General features: G+C 57.7%; 25 protein-coding genes. 13 read left to right on the top strand and 12 right to left on the bottom strand.

What is annotated here, in order from left to right:
• Positions 1-45: 45 nt before the first annotated feature.
• Together ACR0DS_RS10785 and ACR0DS_RS10780 are read left to right on the top strand one after the other, a co-directional pair.
• Complete coding sequence (locus ACR0DS_RS10785) at positions 46-756, top strand: DUF599 domain-containing protein (protein ID WP_480559464.1); 711 nt, start codon at positions 46-48, stop codon at positions 754-756.
• Between the two features lie 35 nt (positions 757-791).
• Entirely contained in the window at positions 792-1,139 is a 348-nt protein-coding gene (locus tag ACR0DS_RS10780) for a hypothetical protein (protein WP_480559466.1), read from the top strand.
• 3 nt (positions 1,140-1,142) lie between these two features.
• On the opposite strand, the gene ACR0DS_RS10775 is transcribed toward ACR0DS_RS10780, so the two are convergent.
• The 4 genes from ACR0DS_RS10775 to ACR0DS_RS10760 all read right to left on the bottom strand — a co-directional run bounded on the left by ACR0DS_RS10775 (position 1,143) and on the right by ACR0DS_RS10760 (position 4,021).
• Positions 1,143-1,628: a flavodoxin family protein gene (locus ACR0DS_RS10775; RefSeq protein WP_480559468.1), complete on the bottom strand. Its 486-nt coding sequence runs from the start codon at positions 1,626-1,628 to the stop codon at positions 1,143-1,145.
• Between the two features lies 1 nt (position 1,629).
• Entirely contained in the window at positions 1,630-2,100 is a 471-nt protein-coding gene (gene rlmH / locus ACR0DS_RS10770) for a 23S rRNA (pseudouridine(1915)-N(3))-methyltransferase RlmH (RefSeq protein ID WP_480559470.1), read from the bottom strand.
• A 44-nt stretch (positions 2,101-2,144) separates the two neighbouring features.
• Complete coding sequence (gene rsfS, locus ACR0DS_RS10765) at positions 2,145-2,504, bottom strand: ribosome silencing factor (protein ID WP_480520080.1); 360 nt, start codon at positions 2,502-2,504, stop codon at positions 2,145-2,147.
• Positions 2,505-2,668: 164 nt separating this feature from the next.
• Complete coding sequence (locus ACR0DS_RS10760; protein WP_480559472.1) at positions 2,669-4,021, bottom strand: mechanosensitive ion channel family protein; 1,353 nt, start codon at positions 4,019-4,021, stop codon at positions 2,669-2,671.
• 116 nt (positions 4,022-4,137) lie between these two features.
• Here ACR0DS_RS10760 and ACR0DS_RS10755 point away from each other — a divergent pair, with 116 nt between their 5' ends.
• The 6 genes from ACR0DS_RS10755 to ACR0DS_RS10730 all read left to right on the top strand — a co-directional run bounded on the left by ACR0DS_RS10755 (position 4,138) and on the right by ACR0DS_RS10730 (position 9,096).
• Positions 4,138-4,233 (top strand): isopropylmalate isomerase, encoded by a 96-nt coding sequence (locus ACR0DS_RS10755; protein WP_245220657.1) that lies wholly within the window; start codon positions 4,138-4,140, stop codon positions 4,231-4,233.
• 43 nt (positions 4,234-4,276) lie between these two features.
• Positions 4,277-5,680, top strand: a complete 1,404-nt coding sequence (leuC, locus tag ACR0DS_RS10750; protein ID WP_480483887.1) for a 3-isopropylmalate dehydratase large subunit — start codon at positions 4,277-4,279, stop codon at positions 5,678-5,680.
• A gap of 37 nt (positions 5,681-5,717) precedes the next feature.
• The gene (locus ACR0DS_RS10745) at positions 5,718-6,260 is read left to right on the top strand and encodes an HdeD family acid-resistance protein (protein ID WP_480483886.1); all 543 of its coding nucleotides are present in this window, start codon (positions 5,718-5,720) and stop codon (positions 6,258-6,260) included.
• Between the two features lie 41 nt (positions 6,261-6,301).
• Positions 6,302-6,907, top strand: coding sequence for a 3-isopropylmalate dehydratase small subunit (leuD, locus tag ACR0DS_RS10740; protein WP_480559474.1), 606 nt, complete (start codon positions 6,302-6,304; stop codon positions 6,905-6,907).
• Between the two features lie 333 nt (positions 6,908-7,240).
• The gene (locus ACR0DS_RS10735) at positions 7,241-8,071 is read left to right on the top strand and encodes a hypothetical protein (protein ID WP_480483884.1); all 831 of its coding nucleotides are present in this window, start codon (positions 7,241-7,243) and stop codon (positions 8,069-8,071) included.
• Positions 8,068-9,096 carry an endonuclease/exonuclease/phosphatase family protein gene (locus ACR0DS_RS10730; RefSeq protein ID WP_480483883.1) on the top strand — a complete coding sequence of 343 codons (1,029 nt, stop codon included), beginning with the start codon at positions 8,068-8,070 and terminating at the stop codon, positions 9,094-9,096. Before ACR0DS_RS10735 ends, ACR0DS_RS10730 begins: the two co-directional genes overlap by 4 nt.
• Here ACR0DS_RS10730 and ACR0DS_RS10725 read toward each other — a convergent pair.
• Positions 9,093-9,995 carry a Rossmann-fold NAD(P)-binding domain-containing protein gene (locus ACR0DS_RS10725; RefSeq protein ID WP_480559477.1) on the bottom strand — a complete coding sequence of 301 codons (903 nt, stop codon included), beginning with the start codon at positions 9,993-9,995 and terminating at the stop codon, positions 9,093-9,095. The two genes, ACR0DS_RS10730 and ACR0DS_RS10725, sit on opposite strands and share 4 nt — an antisense overlap.
• 84 nt (positions 9,996-10,079) lie before the next feature.
• Here ACR0DS_RS10725 and ACR0DS_RS10720 point away from each other — a divergent pair, with 84 nt between their 5' ends.
• Complete coding sequence (locus tag ACR0DS_RS10720) at positions 10,080-10,973, top strand: LysR family transcriptional regulator (RefSeq protein ID WP_209599231.1); 894 nt, start codon at positions 10,080-10,082, stop codon at positions 10,971-10,973.
• A 3-nt stretch (positions 10,974-10,976) separates the two neighbouring features.
• On the opposite strand, the gene ACR0DS_RS10715 is transcribed toward ACR0DS_RS10720, so the two are convergent.
• On the bottom strand, positions 10,977-11,504 hold the full coding sequence (locus tag ACR0DS_RS10715) for a redoxin domain-containing protein (protein WP_480559479.1): 528 nt from the start codon (positions 11,502-11,504) through the stop codon (positions 10,977-10,979).
• A 91-nt stretch (positions 11,505-11,595) separates the two neighbouring features.
• Here ACR0DS_RS10715 and leuB point away from each other — a divergent pair, with 91 nt between their 5' ends.
• Positions 11,596-12,699 carry a 3-isopropylmalate dehydrogenase gene (leuB, locus tag ACR0DS_RS10710; protein ID WP_209507247.1) on the top strand — a complete coding sequence of 368 codons (1,104 nt, stop codon included), beginning with the start codon at positions 11,596-11,598 and terminating at the stop codon, positions 12,697-12,699.
• A gap of 75 nt (positions 12,700-12,774) precedes the next feature.
• Here the strand turns inward: leuB and ACR0DS_RS10705 are convergent, their stop codons facing one another.
• Positions 12,775-14,937 carry a transglycosylase domain-containing protein gene (locus ACR0DS_RS10705; RefSeq protein WP_480559481.1) on the bottom strand — a complete coding sequence of 721 codons (2,163 nt, stop codon included), beginning with the start codon at positions 14,935-14,937 and terminating at the stop codon, positions 12,775-12,777.
• Between the two features lie 259 nt (positions 14,938-15,196).
• Here ACR0DS_RS10705 and ACR0DS_RS10700 point away from each other — a divergent pair, with 259 nt between their 5' ends.
• Together ACR0DS_RS10700 and ACR0DS_RS10695 are read left to right on the top strand one after the other, a co-directional pair.
• Positions 15,197-15,535, top strand: a complete 339-nt coding sequence (locus ACR0DS_RS10700; RefSeq protein WP_209507249.1) for a P-II family nitrogen regulator — start codon at positions 15,197-15,199, stop codon at positions 15,533-15,535.
• 33 nt (positions 15,536-15,568) lie between these two features.
• Complete coding sequence (locus tag ACR0DS_RS10695; protein ID WP_480488173.1) at positions 15,569-16,894, top strand: ammonium transporter; 1,326 nt, start codon at positions 15,569-15,571, stop codon at positions 16,892-16,894.
• Positions 16,895-16,966: 72 nt separating this feature from the next.
• On the opposite strand, the gene ACR0DS_RS10690 is transcribed toward ACR0DS_RS10695, so the two are convergent.
• From ACR0DS_RS10690 to ACR0DS_RS10675, 4 genes are all read right to left on the bottom strand, one after another.
• The gene (locus ACR0DS_RS10690; RefSeq protein ID WP_480559483.1) at positions 16,967-18,151 is read right to left on the bottom strand and encodes an amino acid aminotransferase; all 1,185 of its coding nucleotides are present in this window, start codon (positions 18,149-18,151) and stop codon (positions 16,967-16,969) included.
• A complete protein-coding gene (sseA, locus tag ACR0DS_RS10685) occupies positions 18,151-19,005 on the bottom strand; it encodes a 3-mercaptopyruvate sulfurtransferase (RefSeq protein ID WP_480488175.1) in 855 nt (284 codons plus the stop codon). The genes ACR0DS_RS10690 and sseA overlap by 1 nt, the downstream gene beginning before the upstream one ends.
• A gap of 93 nt (positions 19,006-19,098) precedes the next feature.
• A complete protein-coding gene (locus ACR0DS_RS10680) occupies positions 19,099-19,368 on the bottom strand; it encodes a CBU_0592 family membrane protein (protein ID WP_480483876.1) in 270 nt (89 codons plus the stop codon).
• Positions 19,365-19,928 carry a helix-turn-helix domain-containing protein gene (locus ACR0DS_RS10675; RefSeq protein ID WP_480483875.1) on the bottom strand — a complete coding sequence of 188 codons (564 nt, stop codon included), beginning with the start codon at positions 19,926-19,928 and terminating at the stop codon, positions 19,365-19,367. The genes ACR0DS_RS10680 and ACR0DS_RS10675 overlap by 4 nt, the downstream gene beginning before the upstream one ends.
• Before the next feature lie 108 nt (positions 19,929-20,036).
• On the opposite strand from ACR0DS_RS10675, the gene ilvD reads away from it, so the two are divergent.
• Complete coding sequence (ilvD, locus tag ACR0DS_RS10670; RefSeq protein ID WP_480559485.1) at positions 20,037-21,869, top strand: dihydroxy-acid dehydratase; 1,833 nt, start codon at positions 20,037-20,039, stop codon at positions 21,867-21,869.
• 380 nt (positions 21,870-22,249) lie between these two features.
• Here the strand turns inward: ilvD and ACR0DS_RS10665 are convergent, their stop codons facing one another.
• Complete coding sequence (locus ACR0DS_RS10665; protein ID WP_209599235.1) at positions 22,250-23,068, bottom strand: sulfotransferase family protein; 819 nt, start codon at positions 23,066-23,068, stop codon at positions 22,250-22,252.
• Positions 23,069-23,193 lie beyond the last annotated feature (125 nt).

Below are 23,193 nucleotides of genomic sequence, written 5' to 3'. Positions count from 1 at the left end.
TTATCGCACTGGCAAGTTCCCATGCCCGGCCTTACTGTCGCGGTCATGACCTGGATCGAACGTGCCGCTCTTTTTGCCCCTCTGGACTATGCATCGCTGCTTCTGCTGCTGGTTGCTTGGCTCTGGATTGGGTGGAAAATTGAACATCCGTCACCGCAGAGGCAATCCGTAGCCCTTATGATGGACGATTATCGGCGCGACTGGATGCGCGAGATGGTGACCCGCCAACCGCGTATGTTTGACGCACAGGTCGTGGCGGCCATGCGGCAGGGCAGTACATTTTTCGCGTCGACCACGATGATTGCCATCGGGGGCGGGCTGGCCCTGCTGGGCAACACCGAAAGACTGGCAGGCGTCGCAATCGACCTCGCCATCGGCAGTGCTCCGGCAATGGTCTGGGAGATCAAGATCCTTTTCGTCGTATTGCTGCTGGCCAACGCATTTCTGAAATATGTCTGGGCGCACCGCCTTTTCGGATATTGCGCCGTGTTGATGGCTGCAGTTCCCAATGACCCCGAAGACCCGCAAACCTATCCTCGCGCCGGTCAGGCGGCCGAGATCTGCGTTACCGCCGCGCGCAGCTTCAACCGCGGTCTGCGCGCCACCTATTTTGCACTGGCGTCGTTGGCATGGTTTCTTGGACCTGTCGCGCTCATTTTGGGTACAGCGGTCACGTTTGGCGTCTTGTATCGGCGCGAGTTCGCCTCACATTCCCGGGAAATACTGATGGCCCGAGCCGCCAGCACGGATACGTGATACCGATGCGCTACCTCACTGGCTAGACTGGTGCGATGCGATACTTGATTCTCTGTGCCTTAATGGCCAGCCCTGCCCTTGCCGACCCGCCAACAATCGAACAGGTCCGCACTAGTGCGAACGGCGATACATGGCGGTTCGATGTAACGATCTGGCATTCCGATACGGGTTGGGATCATTACGCCGACGGCTGGCGTGTTCTGGATATGGATGGAAACGAATTGGGAATGCGCGTGCTGCTCCATCCACACGAAACCGAACAACCCTTTACCCGCTCTTTGGGTGGGATGGTCATTCCAAAAGGCCAGAACCAGGTGCAAATTCAGGCACGGTGCATCGTCGATGGATGGAATGAAGGCACCACGGTTGTCAAACTGGATTGACCCTCAGAAAATACCTATGGCCAGACCCGCACCCAAAGCGGCTCCTGTCTCGCGGCATTGATCCAGCTGGTCTTGCGGGATTGTCTTTTCGGCCAAAATGGCCTCGGGCGATTGCGCATGGGTGCAAATGATCAGCGGAGGCTGAACAGCTTTCAATCGCCAACCGGTGGCTATCCGTGCGATCTGACGGGCGGCGTTTTCGCCATCTGATCCTGCGCAAATCATCTGCGCATAGGGTCGGCCTTCTAGTTTTCCCAGCACCGGGTAGTAGCAGCGGTCGAAGAATTCCTTCATCAGACCCGAAATTGCCGCCAGGTTTTCTGGCGCGCAAAAGATGTAGCCATCGGAGGCCAGCAGATCTTCCGGCCCGGCTTGATTGGCTGGAATAAGCTTTGTGTCAGCCTCACCTCGCGCTGCTTCGGCCGCCGCTTCGGCCATCTGCCGGGCACCGCCTGTGCGGGAGTGATAAACGATCAGAAGCTGCGCCATGTCAGACCCGGTGGTAGGGGCCACCTGACAGAATGGTCGCGGCCCGGTAAAGTTGCTCGGCCAGCATCACACGGACCAGCATATGGGGCCAGACCATCGACCCGAGTGAAATGGAAAAATCCGCCTCGGCCCGCAGAACCGGGTCGATTCCATCCGCGCCACCGATAACAAATGCCAGGTCCTGCCGGCCCGCGTCGCGCCAATCACCCAGCTTCTTCGCGAAATCGGGCGAGGACATGACCCGCCCCCGTTCATCCAGCGTGCACAACACTGCCCCTTTGGGTAGGGCCTTGCGCAGCAGCGCGGCCTCGGCTGCCATGCCTGCGTTTTTCTTGTCTTCAACCTCGATCACCTGCGCAGGCCCAAGGCCCAGCGCACGGCCGGTCCGGTCAAAACGGGTCAGGTAATCGTCAAGCAGTGTCTTCTCGGGTCCGGCGCGCAATCGCCCGACCGCAACTATGCTGATACGCATATCTCTCTCGCCTCCGGCCTGTTAATGCAGGCCGGGATGGCGCCTCAGTTCGCCGAGGCGCTGCTGCCCTGAGGCAGCCACATCTTTTCCAGCTGATAGAATTCACGCACTTCGGGGCGGAAGATATGGACGATGACGTCGCCCGTATCGATCAGCACCCAGTCGCCGGTGTCCTTGCCTTCGACCTTCGAGGTGAAACCGAATTCCTGCTTGATGCGATCCGTCAGCTTTTCCGCCATGGCCGAAACCTGACGGGTCGACCGACCCGAGGCAATCACCATGTGATCCGCAACCGATGATTTGCCCTGCAGGTTGATCTGCACGACGTCTTCGGCCTTGTCATCGGAAAGTGAGGAAAGGATTCGTTCAAGCAGCTTGTCGCTGATTGACTGAGAGTGGGCCATTATGTTGACCCCATCATCGGCGGGCAAACCCGCCTGTGTATGTAGAGACAGGACATAGTCCTCCTTTGCTGCGCGCCGTGAAACCCCGGCGCCGGGGTACTAATAAGGTAGCAAGGGGAATGCAACATTTCAATGAATGCACGCTGCGGGGCGTACACAGACGCTTACTCTGTGATGATCTGTTGCGCAGTTGCGCCGTCCGACAACAGCCGGACTTCGCGCTGCGGGAAGGGGATCGAGATACCTTCTTCCTTAAATGCGTCCCAGAGCGCCAGATAGACGTTGCCCCGGATATTGGTCAGCCCCTTTGTCGGGTCGCTGATCCAGAACCTCAGCACATAGTCCACGCTGCTGTCACCAAATCCGGTGATGTGGCAAACCGGTTCATGTTTGCCGCCGCTCAGGACCCGGGCAACCGCCTTCACCGCCCTGATTGCCGTCGCGCGCACTTTATGCGGATCGTCGTCATAGCTGGTACCAAAATCCAGATCCAACCTTACGAACCGGTCGGAATGAGACCAGTTCACCACCTGGTTGGTAATCAGATCTTCGTTTGGGATCAGGTACTCGCGCCCGTCCCGTGTTACGACCGACACATATCGCGCGCCAAGCGAGTTGATCCAACCGAACGTATCCCCCAACGAGATCACATCGCCCGGCTTGATCGAGCGGTCCATCAGGATGATGATCCCCGATATCAGGTTCGACACCACTTTTTGCAAACCGAACCCGATACCCACGCCGATGGCGCCAGACAAAAGCGCGATGCCGGTCAGATCGAACCCTAACGTTCGGATCGCAGCCATAAAGACTGCCCCGTAAAGCAGAACCTGTATGCCTTTTGACAATAGCACCTGCATGGACGGGGTTATGTCGTCATTGCTTTGCAATGCGCGTTCGGCTGCGCGCGTGCCGATACGGGCCAGTGTCAGCAGGATGCCAATCAGCAATGTGGCTTTGAGAATACCAAGGGCCGAAATATGCAGGTCCCCGATGGAAATCGCCACTCCGTCAAGAAAACCCGCGACATCATCCGTCAGATTCAGTGCGACTAGCGTTGCGTAGATCCACATTGCCCACTTGAAAATCCGGCGAAGCGTGCGGTTTTGGACCAGTCTCGCGACCAGTGCTATTGCCAGCCATGCCGCCGCCAGCGTAGCTATCACCCCGATGATATAGCTGCGCGACGGCCAGGTGAGCTGCTGCATGATCAGATACAATGCCCACGAAAGCAGGATGAAGTAGACCAGCGCCAACCGCCGCATCAACTGTACCAGAACCCGCAGCCGCCATTTCGGCCATCCCGTGCGTGAACGGGCCCAAGCATCCCATTTGGATTGGGTCAGGAATTTCAGCAGCAAAGCCAGCGCCCACAGCAACAGGATGATGAGCAATTGATATTGTCGCCAGCCTGGCGTGACGATCAGATCAAGCAGCCTCTCGAATTGCGCGGAAAAAGCCGCAACCATGTTGTTATAGAGGTCGGTCAGCGTACTTGGGATCAGGTCTTGGTTCATGCACGTCTCCTGCGGGGCCAGCTTGGACAGCAATGCAGGGCGATGCAAGCCTGACACTGGTTTTGAACCTTGATTGCCGGAAGGGCGCGGTATATCTGAACCGCATGAGACTCAATGTGGCCCAACTTCAGAATCTGGAAGATCGCGCGCGCTTGCGTGAACGGTTCTTTGGCGCTGCCCGCACGGTTCTGGCGCGCCTATCCGTCGCCTGAGCCAACTCGCCAGCTATTTCTCATTACATACGGGAGAGGACCGATGTCCCCCAAGACACTCTATGACAAGATCTGGGATGCCCATGTCGCGCACGAAGCCGATGATGGAACCTGCCTGCTTTATATCGACCGCCATTTGGTGCACGAAGTCACCAGCCCGCAGGCATTTGAAGGGCTGCGCATGGCAGGCCGTAAAGTGCGCGCGCCGGAAAAAACCATCGCTGTACCGGACCACAACGTGCCGACCACACCGGACCGCGTGAATGGGATCGAAAACCCGGAATCACGCATTCAGGTCGAGGCGCTGGACAAGAACGCCAAGGATTTCGGCATTCACTACTACCCGGTGAATGACGTGCGCCAGGGCATTGTCCACATCGTTGGACCGGAACAGGGTTGGACCCTGCCGGGTATGACCGTTGTCTGCGGCGACAGCCACACAGCGACCCACGGTGCATTCGGCGCGCTGGCCCACGGCATCGGTACGTCCGAGGTTGAGCATGTTCTGGCCACGCAAACGCTGATCCAGAAGAAGTCCAAAAACATGAAGGTGGAAATCACCGGCAAGTTGCAACCGGGCGTGACCGCCAAGGACATCACTCTGGCTGTGATCGGTGAGACCGGCACTGCTGGCGGTACCGGCTATGTCATCGAGTATTGCGGCGAAGCGATCCGTGATCTGTCGATGGAAGGTCGCATGACCGTCTGCAACATGGCGATTGAAGGCGGGGCTCGTGCCGGCCTGATCGCGCCGGATGAAACAACGTTCGACTATGTCAAAGGCCGCCCGCACGCGCCGAAAGGGGCGCAGTGGGAAGCGGCTCTGACATGGTGGAAAACGCTTTACACCGACGAAGACGCGCATTTCGACAAGGTCATCACTCTGCGCGGCGAAGACATCGCGCCGGTCGTGACCTGGGGCACCAGCCCCGAGGACGTTCTGCCGATCACCGCAACCGTCCCGAACCCCGAGGATTTCGAAGGCGGCAAAGTCGATGCAGCCCGCCGCTCCATAGAGTATATGGGACTGAAAGTCGGCCAGAAGCTGAGCGAAGTTGAGATCGACACCGTCTTTATCGGCTCGTGCACCAACGGCAGGATCGAGGACCTGCGAGCCGCCGCCGAGATTCTGAAAGGCAAAAAGATCAAGGACGGCATGCGCGCCATGGTCGTTCCGGGCTCGGGCCTCGTCCGCGCGCAGGCCGAAGAAGAAGGTCTGGCGGATATCTTCAAAGAAGCCGGTTTCGAGTGGCGTCTGGCAGGATGTTCGATGTGTCTGGCGATGAATCCCGACCAGTTGCAACCGGGTGAACGCTGCGCCGCGACTTCAAACCGCAACTTTGAAGGCCGTCAGGGCCGGGGCGGGCGTACCCACCTGCTAAGCCCGGCAATGGCCGCCGCAGCGGCAATCACAGGACGGCTGACAGACGTTCGTGAAATGATGTAAGCTACCCTCATAACTGGATATTTGAGGGATTGAAGACATGAGTGACTGGACAAAATGGCTATTGCTTGGACTTCTGTCCATCGTGTTCGGCATCTTTGTGCTGGGCGCACCGGTCGTGGCATCAATTACCGTGACGGTGTTCACAGGTGTATTGCTGTTGATTTCGGGCGCATTGCAGGTTGTTGGCGGCTTCACAGTCGAAGGGACCGGCAACAAGATACTGTCACTTATCATGGGTGTCGTGATGCTGTTTCTGGGCTGGTCCTTTCTGGATCACCCACTGCAAGGAACGCTGACACTGGCAACCGTCTGCCTGATCCTGTTCATGGCTGGCGGCATTGCCCGCGTGATCCTGTCGTTCCAGATGCGTGGAACACAGTATTTCTGGGCGACGCTGGTCTCGGGCATCATGTCGATTGTTCTTGCAATCCTGATCTGGCGCTTTGCTGCAATGGACCCTTCAGTGCTGCTGCAATTGCTGGGCATCCTGCTGGGGATCGAGATGATCTTTAACGGGCTCGGCCTTGTCTTCATGGCGTTCTTCGTCAAGGACGCACCAAAAGAAACGAAACAAGCTTAACGCGGGGTCTGGGCGCGGCCCTCTCCCGCAGGAGTGTGAACATGGATAAGTTTGAAAAAGTCCACGGGGTGGCCGCCCCAATGCCGCTGATCAATATCGACACCGATATGATCATCCCTAAAGTGCACCTGAAAACCATCAAACGGTCGGGCCTGGGTGTCGTTCTGTTCGACGAGATGCGTTATCACGATGACGGTCAGGAGAATGAAGAATTCGTCCTGAACAAGCCCGCCTATCGCGAGGCCGAGATTCTGGTTGCTGGCGACAACTTCGGCTGTGGGTCCTCACGCGAACACGCGCCCTGGGCGATCAAGGATTTCGGCATCAAGGTCGTGATCTCGACCAGTTTTGCCGACATCTTCTTCAACAACTGTTTCAAGAACGGCATTCTGCCGATTGTTGTCGGGGCAGAACACCACGCGATCCTGATGGATGATGCGCATAAAGGCGAAAACGCCCGCATGACCGTACATCTGGAAGACCAGCAGATCACCACATCGGACGGCGTCGTGATCGATTTCGAAATGGATCCTCACCGCAAGCACTGCCTGCTGAATGGTCTGGATGATATCGGGCTGACGATGGAAAAAGATCATCACATCGACAAGTTCGAGGATCACGCCAGTCAGGCCCGTCCCTGGGTGTGATTCTGGGGACGAATCTGTGGATACTCAACCTGACGGGGTCGCCAAGGCGGCCCCGCTCGCATTCTTGGGGTTGATTTTTCGATAACCACAACATGTGGGTATCAATTTGAGATACACGTCGGATTTGCGTCGAAAATGATGCAATACCGCACCAGTTGCGCCATCTTTTTGCCCGAAATCCCGTGTTTTCTGCACCTCGGCTTGAGCAAAATGCCGCTTATCGTTCATGTTGACGCTGAAGAGGCATCCGTCAACGTCAGACGAAGCGACGGGCACAAGTTGGAAACAAGTCGACAAAGATCGGCTGATCCGGTTTGAAAAAGGGTTCGGATAGTGATTGCGCGCACAACAGGGGCGGCGATACGCGGTATACTTGTTGCACTTATGGTGCTGACACCTGCGTTGTACCTGCCTGTCTCATCTACGAACGGGACCGAGATACTGGTCTTTCTCGCGATCCTCGCGTTTATCCTGACCTTTGCCGAATACAATTCCGCCTTTCCCAGCTTCATCGAATTCCGCGACGCGCCCCCGGTCAATCGCCTTCGGTTTGTCGGCCTGATGTCGATGGTCACCTTTCTGACGCTGATCTGCAAAAACGCCTTTGAACCAACGCAGTTGACCACATTCTCTTATTCGGTTGGTTTGGCTGTCGCAAATGTGGTGGACTTCCCCTATTCTCCGGTGCGCCTCATCGTGTTGATGTTGCCCCCGGATGCCAGCCACGCCTTGATTGAACTGGTCCGCATCACGGCCAGCGTGGCTTATGTCGCGGCATTGGTCACGATTGTCAGCTTTGCCTATGCGGTCAGGGTTCGGGGATGGCCAACCGGAAATGGCGCCTTCAATGTTTGGACAAACCTGCCGCTGTTTGACCCGACCAAAGGGGGCGATGTCGTTACGCGCCTTCAACGGGATGGCCGCCTGAACATCTGTATCGGCATTCTGCTGCCATTCCTCATTCCGGCGATAATCAAGTTGATGAGCAGTGTGATCGCCCCGATCTCTCTCGGGAACCCACAGACCTTGATCTGGACCATGAGCGCATGGGCCTTCCTGCCCGCCAGCATGATCATGCGCGGCATGGCGACCCTTAGGATCGCGGGCTTGATCATGGAAAAACGCCGCGCTTATTCGACCAGCGAGTCAACACAGGCCGCATGATCCGCACCCTATGTCTGCTATTGCTGCCCTTTGCGGCACAGGCAGAGGTCGTGCGTATCGCCACCTATAATACCGAGCTCAGCGAAAAAGGTCCTGGCCTACTGCTTCGCGACATTCAACGCGATGACGCGCAGGTTCTGGCCGTTGTTGACGTTATTGCATCGGCACGCCCTGACATAATCGCCCTTCAGGGTATCGATTGGGACCTGAACAATACTGCTGTAATCGCCCTGACCGGGAAACTGCGCAACGCGGGGCTTGATTACGGATATTACCTTGCCGCACAACCCAATGCCGGGCTGGAAACCTCGCTTGATCTGGACGGTGATGGCAAGACCCAAGGCCCCGGCGACGCCCAAGGCTGGGGGCAGTTCACAGGTCAAGGTGGGCTGGCGGTGTTGTCGCGATACGAAATCATCACCGCTGAGGTTCAGGATTATTCCGAGCTGTTGTGGCGGAGTTTACCGGGCGCCATCCTGCCTAGAGCAAACGGGCACCCCTTCCCGTCTGACGCGGCACATCAGATACAACGCCTGTCTTCGACCGCACATTGGGTTGTACCGATCGAAACCCCTTATGGGCGGCTCAATCTCATGACCTTTCATGCCGCGCCACCCGTTTTCGATGGGCCCGAGGATCGAAACGGATTGCGCAACCAGGATGAGATCAGGCTCTGGTCCGTTTTACTGAACGGTGAACTGAGGCCAGTTCCCAAAGGTCCCTTCGTAATCGCCGGCGATGCCAACCTTGACCCAACGCGTGGAAAGGGCCGTAAACAGGCCATTCAGTCCCTTCTGGCCCATCCGCGTTTGCAAGACCCGCTGCCGAAAGACCCGTCAGGTTCGACCTCAACGGTCGCGTGGAAGGCCACGGGTGAAATGCGCGTGGATTATGTGTTGCCGTCGGCCGACCTGCGCATTTCGGATGCCGGTGTAACGTGGCCGGAAGAAGGCACCAAGCTATACGAATCCGCCCTGCGCGCCAGCAGGCACCGATTGGTCTGGATTGACGTCACCCTGCCCTAAGGCGTGACCGACTCTCCGTTCGCATAGGGCAAAGCCACAAGGCTGGGTGAGATCGCAGAACGCAATGCATCATCCAGATCTGTCTGATGCACGGAACCCAGCAACTCGGTCAGGTACGATCCGTCCAACTGATGTGGCACCTGCCACAGGTACCGCATTTCAATCAGGTGTGAGGACATGCGCCAGAATGGTCGCGCCAGCTGCAATGGCCACCATTGCATAGGCTTCACGGATATGTCCCGCCCGGTCACTCTCGTCAGAGACTGCGCGATCTCAGCTCCGGTCAGGGTGTAGCCAGCAAAAGGAACATCGCAGAACCGCGGCAGATCCTTTCGGATTTCACATAGCGCGACGGCAGCTTGGGCCAGATCAGGCAGATAGGCCCAGGCGTGCGGGGCCTCCGGATCTCCGGGATACACGAATTGATTGCGCGACAGATGCTTGATCATGACCTGATCGAACCAGTTTCCAGATGCCTCGGTGTCAATGAAATCACCCGCACGCAGAAGGATCGTACGGACGGTTGAGGCGCGATACGTCTCCTCCATCTCGATCCGGATGCGGCCAAGCGGATTGGTGGCCAAGTGCGGTGTACTCCCGGACCATGGGCCTTGCGTGTCCGCTCCAAACACATAGACGTTGCCTGGAACCAGTACGGTGGCTCCGGTCTCGGACGCGGCATCTATCACACGTCTGGTCAGGTCGGGCATTTCACGCGACCAATCAGGATAGAGCGGGTTCCACCCATTTACGATGACATCCACCCCTTTTGCCGCCTGGGAAAGAGAATCGGACCCGCGACGGAATGTCTGCACGGTCCAACCCGCATTCCGAAACGCCTTTGCAGCATTACGCCCAAACCGGCCCGACGCGCCGAGTATCAGAGCAGTTTGTGTCATTGATACCTCCTGTTTCGGACCAATCTATCCATTCAATGCACGTATGGAATTGCCGGGAAATGTAGAATGTGTATTCAATTATGAATGGATAAAGCACTGACGCATGCGGATTGGTCTCTGATCCAAAGCTTTCTGGCCGTGGCCGAAACAGGATCCCTGTCTGCCGCTGCTCGGCACCTTGATCGCAGCCAACCCACATTGGGGCGGCAAGTACAAAGCCTTGAGACCGAACTGGGCGTATCCTTGTTCGACCGCCACGCGCGCGGCCTGAAACTAAGCGTGGCAGGTTCCCAGCTCTTGCCGATGGCGCAGCAAATGCACAGCGCCATGACTGCCTTCAGCCTTGCCGCCGCAGGGCAGTCGCAGCAGCTTGAAGGCTCGGTCCGCATCACCGCTTCGGTCTTCGCGTCGCATCATCTGCTGCCTCCGATTCTGGCGAATATCCGAAGGCAGGAACCCGCCATTCAACTTGAGCTGGTCGCCACCGATACCACGGAAAACCTGTTATACCGCGAGGCAGATATTGCCGTTCGCATGTATCGCCCCGCGCAGATGGATATCATTTCGCGTTATCTGGGCGAGGTGCCGTTATGCTTTTGCGCGGCCAGGTCCTATCTCGACCGTAAGGGACGCCCCAAGACACCCGAGGAACTTTTTTCCCACGACCTTGTGGGGTTTGACGCCAATCAGGAAATCATCAAGGCCATGCGCGAAAAAGGATGGCCCGCAAGCCGCAACAGTTTTGCGACCCGCTGCGATCTGCAAAGCGCCTATTGGGAACTGATCCGCGCGGGATGCGGCATTGGCTTCAGTCAGGTCCAGATGGCCGAAGCCGACCCGGATGTCGAAATCTTGCCGCTGGATGTAGAAATCCCGGTTCTGCCCGTGTGGTTGGCTGCGCCGCAGGCCATGCGCCAGACCCCACGTATCCGCAGGGTCTGGGATTTGCTGGCAGAAGGGCTCAAGGCCAGCCTCTGAGGATCAAAGTGGGCCCGTATACGTTCCGCGCGCCGGGTAGTTATTGCCCAACGTGAACTTCAGACCACCCGCGATATCCGACATCGACGGGCGACCGAAAGGCGTGGTCTGTCGCCAAGCATAGTACAGCGTCCGGTCAGGTGCGATGTAGAAATGTCCGGGCTCTGCGAACAGGTCTGGTTCGGCACTGCCTTCGCGCCTGGTCGAGATGTTCAGCCCCCAACCCTCCCGTGCCTCAGACAGGGGCAGGCTGTGGCCTACACGCAGGCGGGAAACATTGGCTTTTGCTGCGGTTTCAGCGGCACGTTCGGCGGTATCGGTGGTGATCATGATAACCTCGACACCCAGCGCCGCGAAATCGTCCAGCGCCGCCTCGGCCTCGGTCATCTGCCTGATGCAGATCGGGCAATGCAATCCGCGATATTGAATCACCAGCGTTCCGTTTTCGCCCTTGTTGGTCTCGAGGTCGAAACTGCCATGGGCGACAGTTTCAATTTTCAGCGCAGGAACCAGATTTCCGGGTGTCAGCATGTGTTTTCCTTGTGTTTTGACAGGTCTGTCTCATTGACCCGATGCTGCGCAGACGCTAGGGCCTGTGCAACAAAACGCAAGGAGACCCTTCATGCCCAACCCCTCGCTCCTCATCCTGCCCGGAGACGGAATTGGCCCAGAAGTTATGGCCGAAGTGCGCAGAATCATCGATTGGTTCGGTGCCAATCGTGGTCTTCAATTTGACGTGAGCGAGGACCTGGTGGGTGGTGCCGCCTATGACGCCCACGGCAAGCCTCTGTCCGATGAGACCATGGCAAAGGCGCAAGAGGTTGACGCGGTTCTGCTGGGCGCCGTCGGCGGTCCGAAATACGACGATCTGGATTTCAGCCTGAAACCCGAACGTGGCCTGCTGCGCCTGCGTAAGGAAATGGACCTGTATTCGAACCTGCGCCCCGCGCAGTGTTTTGACGCGCTTGCCGATTTCTCTTCGCTGAAGAAAGACATCGTTGCCGGTCTGGATATCATGATCGTGCGCGAACTGACGTCGGGCGTCTATTTCGGTGAGCCGCGCGGCATCTTCGAGGAAGGCAACGAACGCGTCGGCATCAACACCCAGCGTTACACCGAATCCGAGATCGAACGCGCCGCGCGCTCGGCTTTTGAACTGGCAATGCGCCGCAACAAAAAGCTGTGCTCGATGGAAAAAGCCAACGTGATGGAATCGGGCATCCTGTGGCGCGAAGTCGTCACCCGCGTCGCAGCGGACTACCCCGAAGTTGAGCTGAGCCATATGTATGCCGACAACGGCGCGATGCAGCTTGTACGCGCACCGAAACAGTTTGATGTGATCCTGACCGACAACCTGTTCGGTGACATCCTGTCCGACTGCGCCGCGATGCTGACCGGGTCGCTGGGCATGTTGCCTTCGGCCTCTCTGGGCGCGCCGATGGCTAATGGTCGGCCCAAGGCAATGTATGAACCCGTCCATGGCTCGGCCCCGGATATCGCCGGTCAGGGCAAAGCCAACCCGATCGCCTGTATCCTCAGCTTTGCTATGGCCCTGCGCTACAGCTTTGATCAGGGCGAAGAAGCGGATCGTCTGGAGGCCGCGATCGAGAAAGTACTGGCCGATGGTGTACGCACCGGCGACCTGCTTGCAGATGAGGGCGTTCAGCCCGTATCAACCACTGAAATGGGCGACGCGATCCTTGCGGCCTTGGATGCCAGCGTCTGAAACACGAAACAGCGAAATGACAAAAGGCGGTGCCCGATGCACCGCCTTTTTTCGTTTTTTCCCTCAGAGAAGGCTCTAGTTTCCACCGAAAATATTCTTCAGAAGATTGTTGATATCATCGGCAAAGCCTCCGCGCTTTCGGCGCGGTTGTGGCTGTGCGACCTGAACCGGCGGCGCTGGTGCCATCATCGGCAAGGGTGTCGGTGTCATCCCTTCGGTGACTCGCAGCATGGTTTCTCTCCAGATTTCCGCGGGCAAACCCCCACCGGTCACACCAGATAGGGGCGTGTTGTCGTCGTAGCCCATCCAAACGCCGGTTACGTAATCCGCAGTAAACCCGATGAACCATGCATCCCGCGCCGCCTGGGTTGTGCCCGTTTTGCCCGCCACCTGCCAGCCGGGCAACTTGGCCCGTCCACCTGTGCCCTCGGACACCACACGTTCCATCATCCATGTCAGCTGTTTGGCAGCCGCGTCGTTAATCACCCGTTCACCGATACCGGTTGTCGTAACCATGACAGGAGCTTCATCACCCAGTAGCTTCAACTCGGTCAGGCCATAAGGTTCAACGGCAGAGCCGCCGTTCAGAATACCTGCATAAGCCCCCGTCATCTCAATCAGCGTGCTTTCCGACGCGCCCAGCGCCAAGGCCGGACCTTGCGCCAGATCGCTGGCAATGCCAAAACCACTGGCCACGGTGCGGACGTTATCCAAACCCGAAATCTCGGCAACTTTCACCGCCGGAATATTCAGCGAGTTCTTCAGCGCATCCGCCAGTGACACGCGCCCGTAGTACTTGTTGGTATAGTTCTTGGGGCACCATTGACCGGACCCGGGAATGTCCACGCAGTAAGGTTCATCCATCACCGTATCCAGCGGCGAATAGCCGAGTTCCAGCGCGGTAGCGTAGACAAAAGGTTTGAAGGACGAACCGGTTTGGCGCTTGGCGATGGTGGCCCGGTTGAACACCCCGGCAACCCGTGTTTCTCGGCCGCCGACCATGGCTCTCACCGCTCCGTCCGCGGACATGACCACGATGGCCGCCTGCGCCTTGGAGCCTTCGCGCACCTTTTCCTGAAAGATGAATTGCAAAGCCTCTTCCGCCGATCGCTGAATCCGCTGATCCAAAGTCGTCTGGATTACAACATCTTCGGTTGTGTTGTCGCCAAAATAACTGGGAAGTTCCGAAACAACCCAATCTGCGAAGTAACCGCCCGCTCGGGCAGCTGCCGCTTCAGACAGTTGCGCCGGTCGCGTACGCGCTTCGCTGGCCTGTGCGGCGGTCAGATATCCCTGATCCTCCATCAGACCGATCACCAGCCGCGCCCGATCCTGAGACCGTTGCAGGTTGTTGGTCGGTGCATAGCGTGTAGGCGCAACCAGCAGACCAGCCAGCATCGCGGCCTCTGCGGGCGAAACCTCGGCGGCGGATTTTCCAAAGTAGCGCTGGCTTGCGGCTTCGAACCCACGCGCGCCTGCGCCAAGAAAGGCACGGTTCAGGTAGATCGTCAAAACCTCGCCCTTGGAGTATTTCACCTCCATTGCCAGCGCATAGACGGCTTCCTTAGCCTTGCGCCACAAGGAACCCTGACGGCAGTCGGCCTCATACGCGGCCTCGGAATCCCAATCGCTGGGATCATAGGGAACACCCAGACACAGCAGTTTCGCGGTCTGTTGCGTGATGGTCGACCCGCCATGCCCGGACAGAGGCCCGCGCCCTTCGCTCAGGTTGATGCTGACCGCGCTGGCGACGCCACGCGGGCTGACCCCGAAATGCCGGTAAAATCGCTTGTCTTCAGTTGCGATGACTGCGTACTTGAGATGCGGAGACACGGTATCGGCCGTGATCACGCCACCAAACTGATCGCCACGCCAGGCAAAGACCTTGCCGTCACGATCCAGCAAGGTCACGGAACCCCGCGCGCGCCCATCCAGCAAGGCATCGACATCCGGCAACGTGGCGTAAACGATACCCACCGCCAGCGCGAGCAGCATGGCCGAAATCGCACCGACACGCCAGGTCAATCCCCAGATCAACCGCCAGATCCATCGGAACAAACGGCGAAAGATACCACCGCCTTTACCCCCTGATGACTTGCGGGTTTTCCTGCGCGTGGTCGGTTTGCGCACCGTCGATTTCTTGCCCGCCGTGCTTTTGGTCGCAGCCAGTTTTCGGCCCTTCGAAGGGTACCGTTTATCCGCGACCAATGTCGGCTTGCGGCGCTTGGACTCAGTCATGCTCAAACTCTGCCCGGTTATACTTTTTGGTCACCATACCTCGACAACCGCAGTATGTAGAGGTCCGAATTTCCGGAATTTCCCCTCTCTATAGCGCTCATTTATTGGGCACAATGCCCAAGTTGTGCAAAAAATGTGCAACTTTGCATTACTTCCCGGCAGGTTTTGACCCCGAAAGCGTTTCTTACTGCGTCGCGGCGCGCTTTTTTTCTGCAGGTGCAAACAAGCCGGTCCCACCGGACAATCAGAGGGGAAAGACGTGAAACTGATCATTGCGACAATCAAGCCGTTCAAGCTGGAGGAGGTGCGCGAAGCACTGACCGAGGCTGGCGTGCGCGGCATGATGGTAACCGAGATCAAGGGCTTCGGCTCACAGTCCGGTCACACCGAAATCTATCGTGGTGCCGAATATGCGGTGAACTTCGTGCCCAAGATCAAGCTTGAGATCGTGGTGCCTGCGACAATGGCCGACCAGATCGTCGAGACCATCACCAAAACCGCCAAAACCGGCAAGATCGGTGACGGCAAGATTTTTGTCCTCGATGTCGAACAGGCGATGCGTGTGCGTACCGGGGAAACCAACGAGGACGCGCTGTAAGTGCGCCCACTCACAATCATTCGAGGACTGACAATGAACCTGATGAAATCTCTCATCCCTGCCGCCGCCATTGTTGCGCTGCCGCAGATGGGTCTTGCGCAAGAGGCCGCCGCAACCGGCGAAGCGGCACAGCACACCCAGTATATCTTTACCACGCTTCTGTTTCTGATGGCGGGCTTTCTTGTTTTCTTCATGGCCGCAGGTTTCGCCATGCTGGAAGGCGGTCTGGTACGATCCAAGAACGTTGCCATGCAGATGATCAAGAACGTGGCATTGTTTTCATTTGCCGCAATCATGTACTGGCTGATCGGGTTCAACCTGATGTATCCCGGCGACGGCTGGTCCATCACGGGCTGGCTTGGCCCGTTCTTCTCGACCACAACGCTTGATGCGGTTGGTGTTGCGCCGGCGGATGCGGCACTGGACTATGCTTCGGTCGGTTCAGATTTCTTCTTCCAGCTTGTGTTCGTGGCCGCGACCGCATCCATCGTTTCCGGCGCCGTGGCGGAACGGATCAAGCTTTGGCCCTTTCTGATCTTCGTCATCGTGCTGACAGGCATCATGTACCCGATTTCCGGTTCGTGGAAATGGGGTGGCGGCTGGTTGGATGCCAAGGGCTTCTCAGACTTTGCCGGTTCGACCATCGTACACTCGGTCGGTGGCTGGGCTGCGCTGGCAGGGGCCCTTATCCTGGGTCCGCGGATCGGCAAGTACAAAGATGGCAAAGTTCACCCGATGCCCGGCTCTAACCTGGCGCTGGCGACCCTGGGAACGTTCATCCTGTGGCTGGGTTGGTTCGGATTCAACGGCGGCTCGCAGCTGGCGATGGGAACAGTGGGTGATGTATCGGACGTGTCACGCATCTTTGCCAACACCAACATGGCGGCTGCTTCGGGCTCGGTTGCAGCGCTGATCCTGACTCAGGTTCTGTACAGGAAGCCCGACCTGACGATGGTGCTGAACGGCGCGCTGGCGGGTCTGGTCTCGATCACGGCCGAACCGCTGGCCCCAACCCTGTTCGGTGCCCTGTGGATCGGTGCCGTGGGTGGTATTATCGTGGTCTTCGCGGTCCCGATGCTGGACAAGTTCAAGATCGATGATGTTGTCGGTGCCATCCCGGTCCACCTGTTCTGTGGCATCTGGGGCACCATCGCCGTCGTCTTCTACGGTGACGCAAGCCTGGGCGCGCAGCTACTGGGCATCGTCGCATACGGCGTTTTCACCTTTGTCGGCGCACTGATCCTGTGGACGATCCTGAAATCCACCGTCGGCATCCGTGTCAGCGAAGAGGATGAGATCAACGGCCTCGACATGGCGGAACTGGGAATGGAAGCATACCCCGAATTCTCGAAAGGCTAAGCCTTGCCGCCACCTGACAAAAAAACCCGGGCGTTCGCGCCCGGGTTTCCGTTTCGAATGTCGCGTCGGCGTTTAAACCCCGACATCCACAATTGCTTTGGCCAAAATCGGCACAGTCGCTGCGTTCAGCCCGGCAATGTTCAGGCGACTGTCGCCGACCATGTAGATACCGTGTTCAACGCGCAGTTTCTCGACCAGTTCCGGTGCCGCCCCAAGACGCGAGAACATTCCGCGGTGCTGGGCGATGAACCCAAACCGGTCGGATCCGGCCAGACGCTGCAACTCGTCAGCCAATTGCTGGCGCAGGCCCAGCATGGACAGCCGAACCTCTTCCAGTTCAGTTGCCCAGTCTGCCCGCAACGCCTCATCCATAAGAATGGTCGTCACCACGCGCGCGCCGTGGTCAGGCGGGAAGGAATAGTTCTGGCGATTCAGGAACGCCAGTGTACCTTGGTTCAAGGCCGTCTGCCCCGCATCCGCACTGATCGCCATCAGCAACCCGGTGCGCTCGCGATAGACGCCGAAGTTTTTGGAACATGACGCCGCAATCAGACATTCCTTTACCGATGAGGCCACCAGCCGCACGCCTTGCGCATCCTCTTCCAGACCATCACCAAAACCCTGATAGGCAATGTCGATCATCGCAACGAGGCCCAGCGCATTGATCAGGTTCACAACCTCCTGCCATTGCACCATGTTCAGATTGGCACCGGTCGGATTGTGGCAGCAGCCATGCAGCAAAACCACGTCACCCGCTTTGGCGGTTTTCAGGTCTGCGATCATCCCATCGAAATCGACGCCCCGGGTCTCTTCATCGAAGTAACGATACTGAACGGTTTCCATCCCCAGGTAATTCAGGATCGAAAGATGGTTGGGCCAGGTCGGGTTCGACACGAACATACGTGCCGAGGGGTTCGCCATCCGGATCAACTCGAACGCCTGACGGCAGGCGCCGGTGCCTCCGGGTGTCGCCACTGCGGCGATGTTGCCGCGCGGCACCGAAGTACCCAAAATCAATCCGATCATCGCATCCGCATATGCCGGATCACCGGCCAGACCGGTATAGGCCTTGGTTTCCTGTTCTTCCCAGATGCGCTGTTCGGCGGCTTTCACCGCGCGCATCACCGGCGTCACGCCTTCGGCATTCTTGTAGACACCAACACCCAGATCGATCTTCTGATCACGCGGGTCTTCGCGGTACATCTGCATCAGCGCCAGAATCTTGTCGGCGGGCTGCGGTTTCAGGTTCTCGAACATCAGTTCTCTCCGGTTGCGACGGGCAGGGTCGGGAAGGCACCCCATTCAGCCCAGGAGCCGTCATAAAGCGAGTGGTCTTTCTTGCCCATGCGTTCCAACGCAAGGCTGAGAATGGCGGCCGTGACACCAGACCCACAAGAGGTGATCGCCGGTTTCGACAGATCGACACCTGCAGCCTCGAATATGGCGCGGCAGTCCTCGGGCGACTTCATTGTTCCGTTGGCGTTCAACAACTGCCCAAAGGGCACATTCCGCGAGCCGGGAATATGGCCCGAACGCAGCCCTTCGCGCGGCTCGGGTGCGGTTCCGGCAAACCGGTCGGCCGAGCGGGCATCGATGATCTCGTGATCTGCCAGCTTGGCGGCGGCGGAAACTTGCGTGACATCCCGGACAAGCTGGTTTTGCACGCGAACAGTCATGTGACGGTCGCGAATGACCGGAGGCAGATCCTCGATCTCGCGCCCCTCGGCCTGCCACTTCGGCAACCCCCCATCCAGAACCGCGATGTTTTCCTGCCCCATCAGACGGAACAGCCACCAAACGCGCGCTGCGGACATCAGCCCGGCACCATCATAAACCACAACCTGATGACCATCACCGACACCCATGGCCCGCAGGCGTGACATGAATTTTTCGACCGGTGGCGCCATATGAGGCAAGTCGGAACGGTGATCTGATATCTCATCAATATCGAAGAACCGTGCTCCGGGGATATGCCCGGCATCATATTCGGCCTTGGCATCACGGTTTTGCGCGGGCAAATACCACGACCCGTCCAGAATCCGCAGATCCGGGTCTTTCATATGCGCGGCCAGCCATTCGGTGGATACGAGGGTTTTTGGATCGTCCTGCATCAAAGCCTCCCCTAAGCGAGCTTGGGGTTTCCCTATACCCCGTGGCATGGGCGTTCAAGGCTGGATAGCACTAGCGCTTGTTGACCTCAGGAATTATCGCGCCTTGCGCAGGCGGAAATGCTGGATGATGCCGATGACACTGATCACAATCCAAAACCCTTCGATCAGCATCGAGGCCAGATTGAAATTCTCAAGCAGCGAAAAGACGATCAGGACAGACCCCAGCAGGTTGATCACCGGAAAGGCCAGGTCATCGGAATTCATCATCCGCATCTGCGTCGCGAAATACGCCGCCACCACGATCAGCGCCCCGAACGAGCCGATGGCATCCACGATGGTAAGTGTGTCAAAGATAGCCGTCATATCTGGGCCGTGCCATTTTCAGGAGATTCAGTGTGTTGCGCATAGTGATGCATGTTTAGAAACGCGGCTCCTTGCGAACCGGCGCGATACCCGTGCGGCAGGTCCGCAGCAAAGCGCAACCCCTGCCCGGCCTGTAAGGGCACCCATTCCTCGCCACGCAGAATTTCCAAAGTACCGCTGAGGACAAATACTTCCTCGGTCACCCCGGCGGCATGAGCCGGGGATTCGTGGCTTTGGTTCGCGGCAAGGTTCACGTGAAAAGTCTCGGCTCCCAGTGCGGGATCGAAGGGAAAGACGATCTTGACCTCGATACTGCCGGGAAAGGTTACAGTCTGAAAGACCGATGGATCGCCCAGCGTTGTGTCGATCAACCCGCTGAGCGGTATCTGAAAGCCTTTGGCGATTTTCCAAAGCGTGGCGATCGTTGGGCTCGATTCGCCGCGCTCAATCTGGCCAAGCATGGCTTTGCTGACCCCGGTCATCTCGGCGACTTTGGACAGGCTCAACCCCGAAGCTGTCCGCACATCCCGTAATTTCAGCGTAATGTCGTCCATAGCCATACCCGCGCCCTGCGATTTACCTTGTACGTTATAACGCACATGTGCTACGTGCGCTATAACGTACGAACCCCGAATTATGCAACCCGAGGCAACAGGGAAAACAGCATCATGCCAATGTACCGATCCAGAACCTCTACCCATGGCCGCAACATGGCTGGCGCACGTGGCCTTTGGCGGGCCACAGGTATGGGTGACGACGATTTCGGCAAACCGATCATCGCCATCGTCAACTCATTCACCCAGTTTGTGCCGGGTCACGTGCATCTGAAGGACCTGGGCCAGATGGTCGCGCGCGAGGTCGAAGCCGCAGGTGGCGTGGCGAAAGAGTTCAACACGATCGCCGTGGATGACGGTATCGCCATGGGCCATGACGGGATGCTGTATTCGCTGCCCTCACGCGAAGTGATCGCGGATTCGGTCGAATATATGGTCAACGCCCATTGTGCGGACGCTATGGTCTGCATTTCGAACTGCGACAAGATCACTCCCGGCATGCTGATGGCCGCCATGCGTCTGAACATCCCGGCCATTTTCGTCTCAGGCGGTCCGATGGAAGCGGGCAAGATCGACATCGCCGATCTGGAAGCCAAGAAGATTGACCTTGTGGACGCTATGGTGGCCGCTGCGAACGACAAGTTCACCGACGAACAGGTTCAGCACATCGAAGAAAACGCCTGCCCCACATGTGGTTCATGTTCGGGCATGTTCACCGCGAATTCGATGAATTGTCTGGCTGAGGCACTGGGTCTGGCCCTGCCGGGTAACGGCTCGACTCTGGCGACGCACGCGGACCGCAAAGAACTGTTCCTTGAAGCCGGCCGCAGGATCGTCGAGATCACCAAGCGCCATTACGATCTGGACGAAAAAGGCTTTCTGCCCCGTGAGATTGCCACCTTTGATGCGTTCGAAAATGCCATGAGCCTTGATATCGCCATGGGTGGATCGACCAACACGGTGCTGCACCTGCTGGCCATCGCGCATGAGGGTGAGGTTGACTTCACCATGGCCGATATGGACCGCCTCAGCCGTCGCGTTCCCTGCCTCTGCAAAGTCGCACCGAACACCGAGAATGTGCATATGGAAGACGTCCACCGTGCCGGTGGTATCTTCTCGATCCTGGGTGAGCTCAGCCGTGCGGGCCTGCTGCACAACGAATGCAGCACCGTGCATTCGGCCACGATGGGAGAGGCGATTGCCAACTGGGACATCACCATTGCCAACAACCCCAAGGCACAGGAGCTGTTCAAGGCCGCCCCCGGCGGTGTGCGCACCACACAGGCGTTCAGCCAGTCGAACCGGTTCAAGGAACTGGACACCGATCGTAAGGGTGGCGTGATCCGGTCCAAGGAACACGCGTTCAGTCAGGACGGCGGTCTGGCGGTTCTGTTCGGCAACATCGCACGTGACGGCTGTATCGTGAAAACCGCTGGTGTGGATGCCAATATCCTGCAATTCACCGGCTCAGCCTATGTATGCGAAAGCCAGGATCAGGCGGTCAGCGACATCCTGACCGGCAAGGTGAAAGAGGGCGATGTTGTGGTGATCCGCTATGAAGGCCCGCGTGGCGGTCCGGGGATGCAGGAAATGCTGTACCCGACATCCTACCTGAAATCGAAGGGGCTTGGCAAAGCCTGCGCCCTGCTGACCGACGGGCGGTTTTCGGGCGGCACGTCCGGTCTGTCGATCGGCCATGTCTCGCCCGAGGCGGCCGAAGGCGGTGAGATTGGTTTGGTCCAGAATGGCGACACAATTGAAATCGACATCCCCAACCGCTCGATCCATCTGGCCGTCTCAGATGAAGAGCTCGCCGCCCGGCGCGAAGCACAGGACGCAAAGGGCTGGGTGCCTGCTGCGCCGCGCAAACGCAAGGTGTCTACTGCGCTTAAGGCCTATGCCAAGCTGACCACCAGCGCGGCAAAAGGAGCCGTGCGTCAGGTTTGAGATTGCGAAATAGATATCGACCCAGAGCCACACCTGCAGCTCTGGGTGTGTTGCGCAAGATCTTCTCGTGCTAAGGTTGTTTTCTAGCTTTTGCGTACTTAAATAGGCTTCACTCACTCATTTGTGAGGAAAATACCAACATTCAAAGGAAAAAAGATATGGGAAAAGGTGCACCTCAAAACGATCCAAACGGAGCTGGGTACCCTTCACAAACTAACAACCCATCTGGCGGAGGTCGTGGTAACGACAATGCCGGCGGCAAAAAATAAACTACATATGCCTGAAGTCTTGGATGCGGTTTTCTGACGTGGATATCGCGACGAAAAGACGGCGCTGCGTAAGTGACTTACTTACGCAGCGAAATACAAACTCTCAAACCATCAATCGCCCAGCTTGGCGTGAATTTCGTCCAGATCGATTTCGCCAATCGGCATCTTATTTGCCGGGTTTTCGAAATCGTATTTGAACAACTCGAAATCCTGCTTGTAGATTTCATAGACCAGATGCATCGACAGGTCGTCGAAATAGTCCTCAACCGGATGTGCGCGCTTGGGTCCATGGCCTTCGGATTCGTTGAATCGGGGTATTTCGGACAGCGAAACTGAATGCTTCAGCTTGGTATTATCCAGAACCCCCTGCATCCCATCGTTGAACGCTTCGGTCCAGAAGATCCGATCATAACGACCGCCGTTCACGATGAAGGTCGACACATGACCAGACATGGCAGACCAGTGAATATCCGGGTCCATCGGGCGTCGCCAGCGGATGGTATCACGCGCAAACAACAGGAACCGGCGAAAGCTGGCGATCTGGTCAAACTCTCCCTTGCCATCGTCTCCGCCCACTTCGATCCCGTAATTGTAGATCAGCGTTGGCACCAGATTGCCACGATACCGTTTGCCGTTACGCTGGATCCCGCAGATCTTGTCGAAAAACGAGCTCAGAATACGCGTGTACGGGTTGCGCACACAGGTAAAGGAATACGAGGCGTGATCGCGCACATTTTTGGAAATCAGGTCCTGGCTCTGATCAAAGGCCCACTTGTGCATACCATCCTTGGCGTCATGGATATCGCCGTCAAAGAACTGGCCATGATCCGAATAATACATGATCTGTCCAATGGTCGAGCAGGCGCATTTGGGCACGACGCGGTACACCATGCTTTCGCTCTCGGTCATCCAGGTACCGGGAAAACCCATCTGCTGTGCCTCCTACGCTGGTCTGGTCTCAAACCGATATGCCAGCTTTTGATAACAAGGAACCAAAATTATTCTGTTTATTCAATCGCTCATCCTCAGTATCACGGTTGAAACCGGGCAGAAAC

It is taken from the genome of Ruegeria sp. AF5, assembly GCF_056541905.1.
Note: the sequence above shows the minus strand (reverse complement) of the source record. Positions and strands in the feature narration are given on the sequence as shown.